This is a genomic window from Sphingobacterium thalpophilum (genome assembly GCF_901482695.1).
GTDB lineage: Bacteria > Bacteroidota > Bacteroidia > Sphingobacteriales > Sphingobacteriaceae > Sphingobacterium > Sphingobacterium thalpophilum.
Window position 1 is genome coordinate 1369865 of sequence record NZ_LR590484.1, and the last position, 17157, is coordinate 1387021.

Genomic DNA, 17157 nt, shown 5'->3' on the forward strand with positions numbered 1-17157 from the left:
GTTATTTTCTAATTTGCGTATAGTTAGGTGTCCAGCTTTTCCCATCTAAATTCCAAGCCGATTCGACCGAAACCCCCAGCCATTGATAGATCATAAATGGTATATCTACCGCATTAGGCACTAAGCGATAGAAGGACTCCGCAATAGGTGGCCGAAAAAACGGCACCAGCTCATTAAAGCTCGTCCAGGCTACGGGACCTGTCAATTTGAAATTGCCTGCCCCTTTACCCGTTTTTTCTGTAAGTATAGTTGTGTTGACATCATCATAACCCGGCCAATATCCCTGGAGGTCATTCCAGAAAGGGTAAGTTTCATCGATATGTGTTACTCCCCCATATCGTTTCACTTCCTCAGCTGAAAACGCGCGGTTATAGATCTGAACATTACAGATGGAAATATTGCAATCTGTGTTTCCGTTTCCGGGATTGTAACCCAATGTCAAAGGGCTTGAATTGTCCAAATTGTTTCCATTGGCTCCTACCTGAGAAGACTTACCCGAAACAGTAGCATTGGTTCCATCAGTATACACATATACAGAATCCTGACTGCCACTTCTCTTAATCACTACGGTCAATGCATGCCATTCTCCGTCGTTTATAGGAGGTCCAAACGCCTGTCCAGCTATTGAACTATTAAAGCCCCAGTAATTGCCTTCCAAAAAAAAGTTCCAACCGGCTCCCGTAAAGCCTTCCACGCGTTTCGCAAAAAATATAGGATAATTATATGCTGAATTCGGGATATTGTGTTTTAAAAATAACGTCATAGTCCAGTCGCTGCCTGTTCCCATATTGAACGTACTGGGGTCCGCCAGTTTACCAATGACCTGATTGTTGCTGGCATACGTATAACGGGTAGCATTTGCAACAAATGGGATCTCGGTTGAATTGGGCCTTGGCACAATCTTCTTAGAGAATTTTGGCGAGTAAAACAGCGTATACGTTTCTCTCTTACGATCACCGTATGGTGTAAAATCAGTGACTGGGCCCGTTGAGACACCGCCCCGCGCAGAAGTAACGATCACGATCCAATTTTCAGTGCCAAAAGTAGATCTCTTCTTAATGGATTCCCATAACAATAACACCTGTTTGTCCATTACGCTGATTGCAGCGGCATATTTTGAGTCATCGGGTGTATAAGTTGAAGATTTTCCCGCCTTATCAACCTCCGTTAGATGAATAACATTCAAATCTGATTCGGTATTGGACAACGCTTGTGTTGCCGCATCCACAACCGCCTGATCATTTTCCGCTACCTTTACATCGGCATCCTTGCCGAATACAGTACCATATTTGGCGTCTGATGTAAAAAGGCTAGAGTTCAGACTGGTGGCGTTATTCTTTAGCTTCGTGAAAATAGTTGGATAGTTATTCAGATCAATTTCGTCTAGGTCGGTACCAACGGCCTTGTTTTTCGCGCTGTTCACCCCTGTCAATAACGCTGCTGCAACTGATTGATTAGTGACTTCGAAATCCGTCGTCGGATCAGCCAGGCTTCCGTAAGTAACCAGTCCATTACGTGTCATCTGTTCAATATTCGGGGGCGCAATTTCCAGCATCGCCGGCCCCGAAAGACCATCTACTACGACCAGCAGCACCTTATCCCTGCTCTCAGGATTTTCCTTTGCCTCATTAAAGTTCTGAAGCAGATTAGGAAAGTCTTTGTTGCACGCCACTAATATCACTAAGACACTAAGTGTAAAAGATATATGTTTGAAAATTTTTAAATACTTAATCATAGCCTGTTTTATTTATTGGATTAATTCCTTACCTCCAGACGCAAGAAGTTGCCTACAGTTTTTTGTCCTAACTTAAAAATCGTACCACCCAGTAACAACGCTGGCTCACCGAGCGAAGATTTCGTTTCTATAATCTTGGAAACTGAGCCTGTAAATGGTCCTAATGAATTGTATTTTTGCAACAATTCGCCATTTTTTTCCAAAATCAGGAGGTTTGCTCTCGGTGTTCCAGCATAGCTATTCTGGGTCCCCTCGACAACAACCTGACCGTTATCAAGCACCTGTGCATAATTGAGGATTCCTGTCCCTATATCACGGATAATGAAAGTCTCATCAATAGTACCGTCCATATTTATCAGCGCAACATTATTTATCTTTCCATAAGCACCGGCACCATTGAATAAGCCTACGACAGCCAGTTTTTTTAATGAACTGTTATAGTTCAGGCTATATAATCGGTTAATATTACCCTTTAAAGTAATAGTTTCATCCAGTGAACCGTCGGCTTTGATACACGCAATACCGTTGGCCGCTTTGCCATTATAAGTTGTAAATGCTCCTACGATGACGATACGATCATTATCAATCATTGCCGCATCCATAATCTGACCGTTCGCACCAGGGTTATTCAGCGCAAATGCCGAATCCAATGAACCATCTTCCTTCATGCGGATAACTCCTTTGGCATTCGATATAACATATTTCCGGGTTTCACGTGAAGAATAGTTATAGTCAATCTTAAAATGATTGGTAAAGTTGCCAACAGCAATGACTTTATTGTCGGACGTCGTAAAAGTCCGAAGAATGGTATTATTTACGCCGCCGTTAAAAGCTGATACGGTATCCAATGAGTTTTTGGGATCATTGCTGGGATTGATAACTTCAACAATCATTGAGTCGATAGCACCATTATTATTAACACGGACTATATTATTGACCGCTCGTTTGGCAAAAGTGGATAAAGCACCGGCAAAAATAAACTTACCGTCATTTGTTTTTGCAATAGATCTAATGAACCCCCCACCATAGGTCCCGGATCCGAACTTCATATTTGCATTCGACTTGCCGTTAGCATCAATAAAATGTACACCATTTCGATAAACCTTGTTATTTTCGGAGACGTTTTCTGTAATTGCCTCTTTTTCAAAATTCGAGAAAGAGCCCGCAACAATGAATCCCCCTGCATTTGGCAAAATATCATAGACACTACCATTAAACCCATTCACCATTCCATAGTTCTCATCAACGGAAGTATTCCCTTCAATTTCCAGTCGGGGGCCATAAAATACCTCATCGTCTACAACAATTTTCGCGTCCCCTGAGGTAACCAGCGCTGGCACCTTGATCGTTACCAAGGAATCTCTAGCTGCGACAATCTCTACGGGTGTGTTGTTGACGAAAAAATTGATTTTATCCACCTTACCTTTTAACCCTTTTACATAAAAATCCACCAATTCGCCGGGTTTTGCAGTGCCAGGTTCCGGATAATTAATATAAAATCCAACACCTGCCGACTGTCTTCCTCCAGCATAAGGATCTGTACCGGTTATTATGTCCTTATTACAAGCAGCAAATACAAAAATTGCAGCCATCAAGGCACCTATTTTGGTTATTAAATTTCTTCTCATATATTAATAAGTCTTATTTTGGGAGCACTCCTAACAAATAGGCCTCATCTGCAAATTCACTGTTCTGAAAACCAAAGGAATGTTTTGAAAATTGCAGTACATGTAAAACACCATTGGTCGGCTGGATATCAGAAGTTGCGACCGGAGCAGTGATAAAAGGAACAAAATAATCCTTAATTTCCTCCGGCACACTGATGGAATATGGATAATTTAAATAAAGCTGACGATATCCGGCGTATTTAATGACCTGTGTACCACCCGAACTTTCATTTTTGCTGATAACATCGTTATAGAGTACCCCGATATTCATATCTTCCCCAAAAATATTTTTATACACACCACCTGGAAAGGCTGCTAAATTCAGTGTATCAAGCTGGCGATAATCTTTGGCTACATTTTTTCCTTTAAAAATATATCTTGACAGATATTTTTTCCACACTTCAGGTCTGATCTGCTCAAGCTTGGTGATCGAATCCTGACCGGAGCGAAACAACATTTGGTTCAGCACCCAGACAGATTTCAAAATACAAGGGTCCGGAGGAGCAAAGAAAGTGACTTCATCATTTTTTAGCACATCATCCAGCTTGGCCGCCTTCAGCGCTACCATCAACGTATCGAACATATCAGGTCTTGATTCCAAGTAGTTCCAAATTGTACCTTTAAACTTTGGGTCATTGACACCAGTATCGATATAATCTTCTTTTTTGCACGCTGAAAATAAACAGGCTAGCATCAATGACAAAAGAGTATATTTCCAAATTTTTTCCATAATCTATTCCTTTAGTTCCAATAATTATTTAATTGCATATATGGATTGTTTGTTAATGCCGACTTATCAATTGGCCAAGTCCAACCTCCCGCGTTGAATGCAGCAACAGACATAGGGGCATAGGTATATTCAGAATTAATGACCTTTTTGGTGCGCACCAGATCATAAAAGAAATTTGCCTCTCCCAATAATTCTCTTACACGTTCCCACCAAATTGCGTCCTTCAGTTCTTCGCCGCTATGCCGTATAGGAGCCGCTTTGGCGCGGTTGCGAATTACATTGACCACAGTCCGAGCCTCTTCATCTTTTCCCAGTTCGGCCAAGGCTTCCGCCCTCAATAAGATCGGGTCAGCATAACGGAAAACCATCTGATTATCGTCGGGGTTGTTGTCTTCACCCTCTTCCATAAATACATTCGAAAATTTAAGACACTGAAAATCACCGTTCGTTGCGTAAATATCTTTGTCAAACCAGTACACTTTCCGCTGATCATCTTCGGCCGGCGGATACATTTTTTCCATAAACTTAGGATCGTAATAGATGTATGATTTTGTCGTCACTTTGTTAGGAGCATGTAGCACATAATCCGAATAAGAGGCCGATAAATGAAAGCTCTCTCCATAATTGAAATTTTGAACAATTTCAAACAGCCCTTCTTTTGTGCGACCTTTAAAAATTTCTTTGGTCCTGCTCAGATCCAATAAGGCGTAGGCCCCGCCGTTTTCTTCCATCAGTTCTCTTCCCATATCCGCAACTTTCTGATATAGCACAGTTTTATCATCGGTACCTAACCCCGCTATCCACATGTTAATATGCATATTCAGTGCTAATGCTGCACCACGCATCGCTTTCACAGCTACGATAGATGGATCATCATAAGTCCAGGGCAGATCCTTATACGTCGCATCTAGGTCCGCCGACAGGTTTTTTAATACTGTAAACATATTGGTCCGTGGTAATGGACTCGTATTTATATCTGTATAATAAGGCACGTCGCCATATAAACGTACCATAAAAAAGTAAGCCAGCGAACGTAGAAAAACTGCTTCGGCTTTGTACGCTTTTTTCATGTTTTCACTAAGGAAGGGCATCTCCCGAGTTTCCAGCTGGTAAATTACAATATTGGCGTTTTGAACCATCTTATAAAAGTTGTTCCACTGTGTTATTTTGGGGAAGCCGAAATATGAAAAATCGGGCTCCCTTGCCATTAGTGTATTGAGGTCATTATTTTTAAGGTAAGTGATATAATCTCTTCCAGATCCGCCCGTTGCACTTGTCCTATTCGTTGGAGCGCAACGCAAGTCCCCAGAAGCAGGGAAAAAGATATTAGTCATTGTCGCTTCCCTGAAAGTTGAATATATTCCACCCATATACTGTTCCACATCCGCCTGCCGGGTCCAATAATTATTCCCGGTCAACTTATCGATCTGCGTGATATCTAGAAAACCCTTTCCGCATGAGCTCAAACCTAAAGAAGCTCCTAAAATAATTAGATATAAAAATGTCTTTTTCATAATAATTAGAACTTAGAATTGTACACTTACCCCCAAAGAATAGGTTCTTCTACTTGGATATCCATTGGAACCGTCGCGTCCTACGCCGGTAACCAGCTCTGGATCAGGTCCAGAGTATTTGCTAAACGTATACACGTTATTTGCAGTCAGATTGATCCGTGCCGATGATATGCCAAAGCGGCGGGCCCAGTCTCTGTCAAAATTATACCCCACTGTGATCGAGTTAATCTTTACATAAGATCCATCTTCCATAAACATTGTCGAATTATACCGATAGGGATTATATAGTGTCAGACGCGTAAAATCTGATACATTCGGATAATCCGCATTATCGCCAAGCTGCCGCCACACATTATAAGCGTCCAGAGGGACATATGCTCCCGGAGCTCCATTTCCGTAATTTTGCCCACTTGGGTCCGAGTAGTTACGGAATCGATCAGTCAAAGCGGTATTTAGAATATCGCGGTCCAGCGTATAGGATAGTTGTGTACGCAAAGACCAATTTTTAAACCGGCTATATAGGTACAATCCACCAGTAATCCCCGGCTGCGAATTTCCGACATATACCAAATCATTTTCATCGAGAATATAATCTCCATTTAGATCCGTAAAAATAGGGTCTCCGGCGCGGAAGAATTTACCTTCGTTCATTTGTCCTCCCGCTCGATAACGAAGGCCTGTCAAGGGATTTACCGGTACCTGATCATCCGATGTATACACCCCTTTATAATCATACAATACAAAAGTGAATGCATTGCGACCCAAGCGGTAAAATTGTGGCAGGTTATAACCTGAGTTGTCAGCTTGCAACAACTGACGTGCGCCATCGGGTAAAGAGGTTACATAATCTCGGTTTATAGCAAATGTCGCTGTCGTATTGAGCTCCCAGTCCGAACTTGCCAGTTTTGGCCTATATTGTATACTTAACTCATGCCCTCTATTGACCATGGCCGATTCATTTGTTAACACGTTTGCAAAAGCATTGTGGTTCGCAATCGGTTTTTTACGCAAAATCTTATCGGACTGCTTGTAGTATGTTTCATATGTAACGTATAAAGAGCTATTGAAAAACCCTAATTCTGCAGCCAGCGACCACTGCGTGGTCGATTGGGGAACCAAACCTGTATTTGGCGCAATCTGTAGATCCAGTGATGTGGTGGGCCTATTATTATAACGTTCATCATCCACCTTATACCATCCATAAATATCTGACAGTGATCCTGACGGGGAAATAGTCCGCCCGACCGACCCTCTTAAGAAGCCTGTGTCCCACCATTCCACATCTTCCATAAATTTCTCTTTCTTAAAATTCCAACGTAGGCCCGCCGAAGGATTTTTGGTCCAAGGCGTTGCGCCCCCTGTCAACGAGCTACCATCAATTCGATAGGTCAGATCAAGAATATACTTAGCATCATAGTTGTAAGAAAAACTTCCGGCATAGGCGACCGATCTGAAATTATTCAATGAGTTTAATAAACCGCCCAACGTGTTCCGTGTATTATAACTGATACCCGTCTGAAACTGATCATTTGCTGTTCCCCGAACCTTGGAAAGGTCTTCCGACGAAGCCGATATTTCCATTTCCGTAAATCCGTACACATTAAAAAGGTGCTTCTCTTTTATTGCTTTTACGTAGGATAGTTGATTGCGGTTATACACTTTACTCTTGTTGCTGTAATAACTGTAAACTTCAGAAGAATTGCCCAGAAGCACCTCTGGTGTATAACGATCCTTAGTTGCTGTTGTATAGTTATAATTTAATGTCACCGACGCCCTCACATCCTTGATGGGCACATACTGCAATTCCAATTGGCCGACATAGTTACCAGTCTTGTTTTGATCATCGACACCAAGTGCCGATAGAGCTCCCATACTACCTGAGAATAACGAGGGAGAAGGATAAAGTGACGTCGTGTTAACAGACTTTCCCACCCCCGTTTGCATTAGGGCGTTACCTGAGCCCATCTTGTTTTGCGCCAAGTTCACATTGATATTCGTCATCATTCTAAAGCGGTCACTAGGCTCATATTGCATATTGGATTGCAGCGTGTATCTTTTAAAGCCTGTATTGGCAATGATACCGTTCTCGTCGTAGTAATTCATATTCGCTTTGTAATTGAATACACGTTGGCCCCCAGATATATTCACATTGTGTGTCTGGTTATAGGTATTGCGATAGAAAAAAGATTGCCAGTCGGTTGAGTTGTTATAATACGGGTTAAGAGAATCTGCCAATATAGGTGAATCATTGATACGACGCAATGCAGCAGCCAGGGTGGTGTCGTTCATCAAGATTTGCTCTATACGAACCATCCGCTCACCTTTACCGCCGATCACCTTGCGTAGCTGAGGTACCGCAGATAAGAAAAACTGTCCTTGGTATTGTACAATCGGTACTTTTGAATTGCCTCGTTTAGTACGTACTTGGATAACACCATAAGCCCCACGTGAGCCATATAAAGCTGTTGCTTGTGCATCCTTCATAACAGTGATATCTTCGATATCTTCAGGTGGGATCATGGAAATTGGCGATACCCCTGGCCCCGCAGTCTCAAAACCGTACTGGTACCCCGAGTTGTCATCAATAGGAACGCCGTCTATAACGAACAGTGGGGACGTGGGCGTCACAAAGGTATTGTCGCCACTGCCTGAAACATTGAAATTGGACATACCGCGGATGGCCATGGTTCCGCGCATACCTGGGCTCCCGGTATTGTTCTGAATATTCAGACCCGCAACTTTACCTTGTAACAGGTCAACAAAGTTTCCAGAAGGGATATCCTGTATTTCTTTACCAGAAATTGTGACAACCGAGCCGGTCAATGTTTCTCTTTTGCGCTGTTGATATCCTACGACAACTGTCTCTTCAAGCTCTTGCGCTGTGCTCTCCAAGGTTATATTATATTCTTTTTTCCCTGCGACAATGGTATATTTTTCTGTACGATACCCCTGATAAGAAAACACCATCACGCCGCTGTTAGGTACAGAAATTACAAATCGCCCATCGTCGCCTGTTTTTCCTAGATCTCTCCTGGGGTTTTCCAATCGTATAGATACGCCACTGAGCGCCCTATTGTCATTCCCTTTCACTATCCCCTTGATCATGGTCTGTGCCCAAGCCTCCTCCATAAACAAAGTGCAAATGAAAGTAAATAGTATACAAATTTTTTTCATAATCTTCAAGCTAATTAGTTGGTCGGTCATCATTCAAACTTTGGTGTTTCATACATGAAACGGAACTGTATTTCCCAGTCTCCTTCCTCATAGATTTCAAATTGCATCCGTAGGCCACAGTCCTGTAAGAAACCAAACTGATTGCGCCGGCGGAATTTAAAATCCATCACAGCCGCTCCGCCATCAGCAGTTGTATAATCGGTTTTAATGGGCGCCAATGGTATGGGATAAGCAACATCGTAGATGACTTTCCCATTTTCAAACCTGTGGTTAAATCCATGAACCAGTTTACCCCATTCTGTAGCTGCAAATTTCCTGACGTCGATTGGCCGACCTAAAGAATCCAAAAAGCTTATTGTTAATGTCTTGTTCCCTTTATCTTTGCTTTCCAGTTTATTAAAATAGACATTGATCTCATTGGGAAAAATAAGTAGATCCGTTCGTTCACCTAATAAATTAGTGGTGGTTATAGGATGGGTATAAGGCAATGGTGACAATCCCGTCACAGGATCCATAATACTGGGTTCGAAAGGACGTTCACGATACGGTTTCAATTTGAAGTTTCTCAGATACCTACGCCCTCCTGTATTGCTCACCTCGATATCGAATACATATCCAGAGTCGGGCTGGGTCTTGACAAAGTTTGAATTCACAGACTGCCCCCAGAAATTGATATTTCCTGATTTCTGAAGTATCTCGAGAATTGGTCGATATTCGGTCTTACGTTTATTTTCGATCTCTTCAAGCGATTTCTCCTCACCGCTATATGATTTTGTCCAGACTTTTACTGGAAATTTATCTTCAAAAAGTACGGATGGCTGACCATCAATATCCCGTACATTCACAATTTTAAAGGTCAATGGCTGTGAAGTGTTCTGCCCGATGTTGACAATATTGTTGTAAAACGTGTTTCTTCCCAATAAGGGCATGAATTCATTGGTATTATAGACCACATCAGTTCCTAGGGAGTCCTGGTCATCAGGAATAAATTTTTTGCATGACATGAGCATGAAAAGTCCTACCCCGATCATTAGTAGCTGTTTTACTGATTTTAATATTTTCATTTTCATGCTATTTATTTAATAACTTAGCCAGTTTACTAAATCCGAAATTATGACTAGGAGCCAGCACGTGTAGCATACCGTTGCGTGTGCGAATATTCACAACTGAGGTTGCACTCTCCTGCCAGTAACGCTGAAAAATAGACCTATTCATATCGCTCAATATAATCTGCTGTTGCCCCCCACCTATTATTCCAGATGCAGAGGTCACTTTATATTTTAAGCTCATATCATAGTCATCTACTGATTTGATCACCTTACCTTCAACGAAATTCCGCAGATAAGGGGTATCGTATATACCTTCAAAGGCATAATGGTAGGTTAGGCTATCAAGAATTAACTGGGGAATGTCCTCAAGATATAGAGGGAGTCTGTTTCCTGCTTTTCGAACGCCATTCATTGCGTCGAGTGCATTGGTGAAACTACTGTTTGTCATGGCGAAAAATGTAAGCTTTGCATCGGTATCTTTCAGTTTGGCCCGTATAGCTGGGACACGCTCCAGTACCAGCAATAAAGAGTCATAGGTAGTCCCCTGAGACTCCAGAAATTCGAGCGAAGTGCCGTCATATTCAGTATATCTCAGTTCAAAGTTTTCATAATAATTATTGCCTTTTTTACAACCCACTATCCCCGCCAGCAATACAATTAGAAAAAAGCCTAAAAAAATATTTTTGTTTTTCATGATCATCTGTTCTGTTATTTCCAATATGCGTTTTGCTCCAGTTTGGAATTTCGTTCAAGCACATCTGTAGAGATCGGCCAATAGATTCCACCTTTTTGAATCAAATCGTTCATGACCGGATTATTTTTCTTAATCTTTGCCAAACGGACCTGGTCGTACCAGCGCCAGCCTTCTCCCATCAGTTCGCGTCTTCTCTCCAAGAAGATCTCTTCCAGAAGATCCTTCGGTGAGTTACTTATATATGGTTTGAGACCACGACGTTCTTTAATAATATTGAGGTATTTGATGGCGTCATCGCGTTGGTTGAGTACAGCTTTAGCTTCAGCTTGCAACAAATATATTTCTTCCAGCCTTGTAAAAACTAGATTGGATCCAAAAATGGAGAAATCAGAATCTCCTCCACCATTACGAATCACCTTGATTTTACTAAAGATTGGGATATCGCCATTATAATTGGTGAAGTAATTGGTCCGGACCAACCCCGATATGGAATCAATACCAAAGCGCGTATCGTTAACATCATCGAACAATTTATTAATGGTATCTCTACCGACATAGATATCGGGTTTGGCTTTTGTGACAATTGGGTAACCCAAGGTCAGCGATTCGATATGCCCAGTATTTGCTGCCTCCCCCAATTCATAGGAAGAGCGGATGGCCAATATTTGGGCGCGTGTACTTGGGCCAAAAAGCCCTTCGGTCGGATTCACTAATGCAGGTGTTGACAATAACTCCAGCGAAGCTTGTCCAAAGTTGTCAATCACAAATTTTGAGTATACCTCCGCATTAATATACTTGCCCTGCCATGCTGCCACATGCGCTAAAAGCGAATAGGCGGTAATTTTATTAACTAATACACCAACCCAAATAGCGTATTGTTCACCATAATAAGTCTGCGTGCCTACAGCATATCGATAGGGCAGATCTTGTGCTGCGGCCAATAGTTCCGACTCAGCAAAAGCCAAAACCGTAGCTTCGGTAGACCTTCCCACCTCCACAAATGAGCCATTGTCATAAGAGTCTTTCAGCAGAGGTACGTCCCCCCATATACGGACCATATAGAAGTACATTAAAGCGCGAATCGTACGAGCTTGGGCGACATCATATTTCATATCCCGCTCGGTATAGCGTTTATCTTTCTCCATAACTTCTGGAGCGCGTTCAATAAAAAGCGATGCCGCATTGATGACCGCATAGAATCTGCGCCAATCGGTCAGATCCTTGATTAATGGATACGCAGCTTTTAGTTTATTTTCTTGCACTACCCGAAGATCAGCACGAGAATATGGCGTGAAATCACCATAACGCATCTCTCCGTATACCCAATGTCCGTAATTATCAACCAGTGCGGCCCGCATTAAACCGTAGATACCCATCAAATGCGCCCGGGTATCAGATATGGATTGCCATTCCAATTTCTCAGAGCCGAGATTGGATGCTACTATATCCAATTTTTTGTTACACGAACTCGTAATCACATTGACGCTCAATACTATCAATAAAATTACGGCCCATCGATTATATCTTTTCATAGTCTTTTCTATATTAAATAATTACAGATCTAGCTTAACGCCTAAGGAAACTATTGGAGATAATGGCAAGCCGTACCCACTATAGTATCCATTAAAATCTATCAATTCGGGATCAGCTCCTGAAAACTTGGAAATCGTCAATAAGTTGGTACCAGATACATACACATACGCTCTCTGAATTGTCTTTATCTTCTCCTTCACACCACTCAATTGAGACAGGTCATAGCCCACCGTTAACGCTCTCAATTTTAAAAATGAAGCATTTTCCAAAAACAGATCCTGATCTATACGGTAAGCAACAATGGGGCTCCAAGGATTGTAAATCGGATATTTGTTCATATCAACATCCTGTTGCCAGTGGAACACTTCCCGGATACCGTCCAAAGAATTGGTATTTTCCGTATTGATGAAATTATACTTATTTGAAGCCCGCTGGTTCAATGCTTTATGTCCGAGAGCGAAATACCATTGCATATTCAGATCGAAACCTTTATACTGAAAATAATTTTGAAATGAACCTGTTACCTTTGGCATAGCATGTCCTTTCAGTATGCGGTCGTCGTCATTAATTTTGAAATCACCATTTTGGTCTTTCCAAACAGGATCGCCAGCAGCAAAATCAACTCCGTCAAACTGCAGTTTTTGTCCATTTTGCACCGGAATGCTCGCTTCATTATCATATGCCCCTTGATTCTCGTACAACCAAAACTGGTCAATAGCTTCTCCTACCTCAAGCAATCGACCATTCACTTTCAACCGTTTACGTCCATCAGGAAGTGATGTCAACTTGTTTTGGTTATAGTTTAGATTTAACGATGTATTCCATTGCAGAGACTCGGGATTGGCCAGTAGCTTGGCTGCCAAGCTAAGGTCTACGCCAGTATTTTTTACACTGAGACCGTTAATAATTTGGCCTGAATAACCGTATTCAGCAGGAATAGGTGAATTAATCAGCTGATTTGCATCTTTCTTTTGGTATAAGGATACTTCAAAATCAATCTTCCGTTCCAATAGTGTTCCGTCAAGAGTCAATTCTGCATGATCCGTATATGGCCATTTAATCCCATAGCCTACCCAGCCTTCCGAATAAGGTCTAGATGCGACTGCAAAACCATTATACGACACCAAGGACTTTTCGGACCCCCAATTTAAATCAGCCGTATAGTTCGGGCCAATGGCATATTTACTCGTAAACACCGGTTTTCCAATCCTCGCCCAAGCAGCCTTTATCCCCAGATGGTTAAACAGTCCCGAGTCATCCTCGGAGATCAAATGGTACTTTGCAGCAAATGATGGAGTCATTAACCAACGCGAATCGGGCTGCATGGTTGAGGAGCCGTCGTAACGTAAAACAGCATTCAAATCAAGGAGATTTTTGTATCTGTAATCGGCGGCCAAATACATTGAATGCAACCGAAAATCTTCTCGATTGTTGTATCGATTGACATATAACCCTCCGATTGGAAGCAGATAGTTGCTTTCATTGGGATCGCCTTCGACAACATTAACTTTGATAAAATCATTTGGCCCGTCATACGCACGAGCATAATTGTAACGATAAAGATCCTGAGTATAAGATGATCCAAATGCGAGGTTCAACTTATGCTGATCCTGAAATTCCAACTTATAGTCGAGGCGATTGTTGTACACCAAACGTTGGTTGAAACCGAAATAACCCGACATATAGTTGTTAGTTTCCATCAATGACCCTGGAAAGAATGCCTGTCTTGCACCCTCAGAATAATCAATTCCCAAAGAAGTATTAAACTTCAGATTTTTCAGAAAATAAAGATCCAGTGTTACTAAAGAGTTCAAAAAATTAACAGTATTCTTATCCAATGCGGATCTATAGATGTCCAGATATTGCGCGTACATTTCCTTATTTGGCGAAATTGGGACGGATAGATCGGGGACATAAGAGGCTTCGCCAAATCGATCGCGTAGACTGCGGTTACGATCTCGCAAACTCCGGCTCGCATTGACTGTTGCGCCGAAATTGAGCCATTTAAACGGAGCCATGTTGACATTGAATAGCGCATTATACCTTTCAATATTCGTTTTGTCTGCCGAACTTGCATTTTTTGTATAGGCCCCTACAAAGGAGAAGTTCGCGCGATCGCTGCCCCCACGAATACCAATACTCCCACCATAAACAGGAGTAGTTTTATAATATTCCTTATCCCAGTTTGCTGGTCCATAATAATTCACATTAGTCGAATCGCTCAGATAGCCCGGATAGTTCAAGCGATCGGTAGCAGATCCATATTTACTATAAAATATAGATCTGAACATATTCTCATACTGAGCATTTACGGGAGTTACTATAGGTTTTGTTGCAAGACCAACATAGGTATTGATGGAAATTTGGCGTGCGCCATCCTTACCTGGCTTAGTTAATATCCAGATGGCTCCATTAGCAGCTAATGGCCCCAGCTTGGCTAATTTAACCGGATCTTTTATCACCTCGACCGATTCGACAGTTGACAAGTCAATACCTGCAAAATTGTCTGTTCCGGGACCAATTCGGTTAAATTGATACTGCTGGATCGAATAAGCAAAGTTGTTATCCCGTGCGATTGGTATTCCGTTGACAAATACTGCGGGCTGGACATGAACAGCATCTTTGGTTTCAAACAATGGGGCCCCTAACCCACGAAGCACCATGTTCTTCGGCGTTCCGGGCTCACCTGTCGCTTCTTGCACGTAGAGACCAGCTACCTGCCCTTTTAACAGTTCCGGAATACTGATAAGAGGTAGTGTTTCAACGTTTCTTAAACTTACACTGTCTTCGACGTGTTGTTTTTGCAGCAATGATGCTAACCGGCCTTTGAGCAGGCGCTTGTCAACCTCGTTAAGTTCTGAAGTATCTTGTCTTGAAGTCCAAATATTAAGGTAATTAGCCTTTACATTGGGAATCATTGGGACAAGAAATAAAAAACAAAATAGTCTTTTCATTCGATTTATGTCTTAGGCATTAAAAAATTGGTACTATTCGGCTAGTAAATACTTGTCGTCTCGGCTTCAATAAAAGTTGGACCCAAAGTCCTTGTAATAATTGATTGTATGTAGCAATGATAGAATAATATTCCTAAAGTCATACATAATGAAAACCACGAAATCGATTGCGCAATCGAAGCAAACGTTTGCATAATCTGGCGACATTTGCAATCTCGGCGGATCGTTTTATAATATTCTTAAAGAAGTTTAACACATCTGAATATTTAATTAAAAATGTGCGAACATTTAAATAATTATTTTGGAAGCTTATTTGCGTGAAACCGCAGATGGGAAAGCAGGCTTTTGAAATAAGAGAACACTTTTAAGAAGGTCCTTGTAGGTCTAACAATCGGCGTAAAACACAAAGCTCCGAGTGGACTATTCCCCTCAGAGCTTTTCAACAAAGTGATTTTTGATCAGCAGTCAGCCGGATATTTTCAAGTGAAAATGGTTACTCACCGAAACTCAAAAACAAATTTCTAATTGATCCCTTTAAAAATCCGGTTCCAGCGTATTTTAGAAAGTCCTCTTCCATCCGCATTCCAGCTCATCCAGGTAAACAGGGCCTTGCCGACGATATGGTCTTCAGGTACAAATCCCCAGTCTCTTGCATCCAGCGAATTGTGTCTATTATCCCCCATCATCCAATAATAGTCCATCTTAAACGTATAGGAGTCTGCTTTTTTTCCGTTGAGGTATAGGCCATCCGTTCGGTTTTCCAAAACGTTGTGTTCGTACACACGTATAGCGCGTTCATAAAGAGGCAATGTCTGGGCATTAAGCGGTACTTTCATACCTTTACGCGGAATGACAAAGGGGCCAAAGTTATCGTAGTTCCATTTATATTGTGGATCGTTGGGGAAGGTATTGATTTCAGTCTCTCCCGGTGCACGCAGGTTCACCTGCATCGATTTGACATTAGACCAGGATTTAACCATCTGCGCCTGTTCAGCTGTCAGAAAAATAATATATACACCGGGCTGGATCTGATGAGTCTCTATTCCCATATCTCTGAGACGCTGTTCGTCCAGACCTGTACCGTCCGTTACAACAGTATAATCCATCTGGCTTTCGGGAGCAACAAAACCGGGCTGGTCGTTGACATAGAGAACAGCATTTTTCATGCTTATTTTGTCACCAGGCATTCCCACGCAGCGCTTGATCAAATGTTCGCGTTTATCCACAGGCCGTGTCTGGATCGTATATTGCCGATGCACGGCATCGACGCCCATCCGACGGACCAGATCGTAGTAGGTCTCATCTGGATTTTCCACCGCCACGGTGTCTCCTGCCGGCGCATTAAATACAATCACATCATTGCGTTTGATCTGCTGAAAGCCCGGAAGACGTTTATAGGGAATTTTGATGAGTTCCGAAAAAGCTTTCCCCCCTATGAGCGGCATGGTGTGGTGTGCAAAAGGGAAAGCAATGGGTGTATTGGGGATGCGGGGCCCATAATTCAGCTTGCTGACAAACAGATAATCTCCGATCAGCAGGGTCTGCTGCATGGAGCCCGAAGGGATCATAAATGCTTCCAGCAAAAATCCACGAATCAGGGTTGCTGCCACCGTCGCAAACACAATGGCGTCCGCCCACTCACGTACCATGGATTTCTTATAAGGATACTTCATCTTAAACTCCTGATACGATTGCTGGAGTAGGACGAGCTGCTCTTTTTGTGACAACACTTTTCCTTCCGAACGTGCCGTTTCGAGATTTTTAGCATATAATCCGTTCAGAAAACGGACATTTTTGTCCCTTCCCCATAGCGGCAATACAACAAAGGGCAGCAACACCGCAGCACAGTTTTCCCAAAATCTTCGCTTGCCGAAGCAATGGATAAAATCCAGGTAAAGGTTGTAGAAGACAAACACATTTACTATAGGAATTAACAGCAGGGCGACATACCAAACCGGCCGGCCCGTGATCTGCGCCTGAACCCATTGGCTATAGACCGGCACAATAGCCTCCCAGCCGCGACGGCCAGCTTTTTCAAACAGAAGCCAAAGCCCATAGGCCGATAGCATGATTAGAACAGTAGAAACAATAAGCATGTGATGTTGAT

At 42.3% G+C, this 17157-nt stretch carries 10 protein-coding genes; all 10 read right to left on the reverse strand.

Annotated features, from left to right (window positions below):
• Position 1 precedes the first annotated feature (1 nt).
• Positions 2-1735 (reverse strand): LamG-like jellyroll fold domain-containing protein, encoded by a 1734-nt coding sequence (locus FGL37_RS05935; protein ID WP_051606639.1) that lies wholly within the window; start codon positions 1733-1735, stop codon positions 2-4.
• Positions 1736-1755: 20 nt separating this feature from the next.
• The gene (locus tag FGL37_RS05940) at positions 1756-3363 is read right to left on the reverse strand and encodes a DUF5008 domain-containing protein (protein WP_028069191.1); all 1608 of its coding nucleotides are present in this window, start codon (positions 3361-3363) and stop codon (positions 1756-1758) included.
• 13 nt (positions 3364-3376) lie between these two features.
• Positions 3377-4132 carry a fasciclin domain-containing protein gene (locus tag FGL37_RS05945; protein ID WP_138096694.1) on the reverse strand — a complete coding sequence of 252 codons (756 nt, stop codon included), beginning with the start codon at positions 4130-4132 and terminating at the stop codon, positions 3377-3379.
• Positions 4133-4143: 11 nt separating this feature from the next.
• On the reverse strand, positions 4144-5646 hold the full coding sequence (locus FGL37_RS05950; RefSeq protein ID WP_028069192.1) for a RagB/SusD family nutrient uptake outer membrane protein: 1503 nt from the start codon (positions 5644-5646) through the stop codon (positions 4144-4146).
• A gap of 12 nt (positions 5647-5658) precedes the next feature.
• Positions 5659-8820 carry a SusC/RagA family TonB-linked outer membrane protein gene (locus FGL37_RS05955; RefSeq protein WP_028069193.1) on the reverse strand — a complete coding sequence of 1054 codons (3162 nt, stop codon included), beginning with the start codon at positions 8818-8820 and terminating at the stop codon, positions 5659-5661.
• 29 nt (positions 8821-8849) lie between these two features.
• Positions 8850-9884 carry a DUF5007 domain-containing protein gene (locus FGL37_RS05960; RefSeq protein ID WP_160169469.1) on the reverse strand — a complete coding sequence of 345 codons (1035 nt, stop codon included), beginning with the start codon at positions 9882-9884 and terminating at the stop codon, positions 8850-8852.
• Between the two features lie 7 nt (positions 9885-9891).
• Positions 9892-10563 carry a hypothetical protein gene (locus tag FGL37_RS05965; protein WP_232048643.1) on the reverse strand — a complete coding sequence of 224 codons (672 nt, stop codon included), beginning with the start codon at positions 10561-10563 and terminating at the stop codon, positions 9892-9894.
• Between the two features lie 14 nt (positions 10564-10577).
• Complete coding sequence (locus FGL37_RS05970) at positions 10578-12095, reverse strand: RagB/SusD family nutrient uptake outer membrane protein (protein WP_028069196.1); 1518 nt, start codon at positions 12093-12095, stop codon at positions 10578-10580.
• Between the two features lie 21 nt (positions 12096-12116).
• Entirely contained in the window at positions 12117-15050 is a 2934-nt protein-coding gene (locus FGL37_RS05975) for a SusC/RagA family TonB-linked outer membrane protein (RefSeq protein WP_037532699.1), read from the reverse strand.
• A 521-nt stretch (positions 15051-15571) separates the two neighbouring features.
• Positions 15572-17146 (reverse strand): signal peptidase I, encoded by a 1575-nt coding sequence (lepB, locus tag FGL37_RS05980; RefSeq protein WP_028069198.1) that lies wholly within the window; start codon positions 17144-17146, stop codon positions 15572-15574.
• Positions 17147-17157 lie beyond the last annotated feature (11 nt).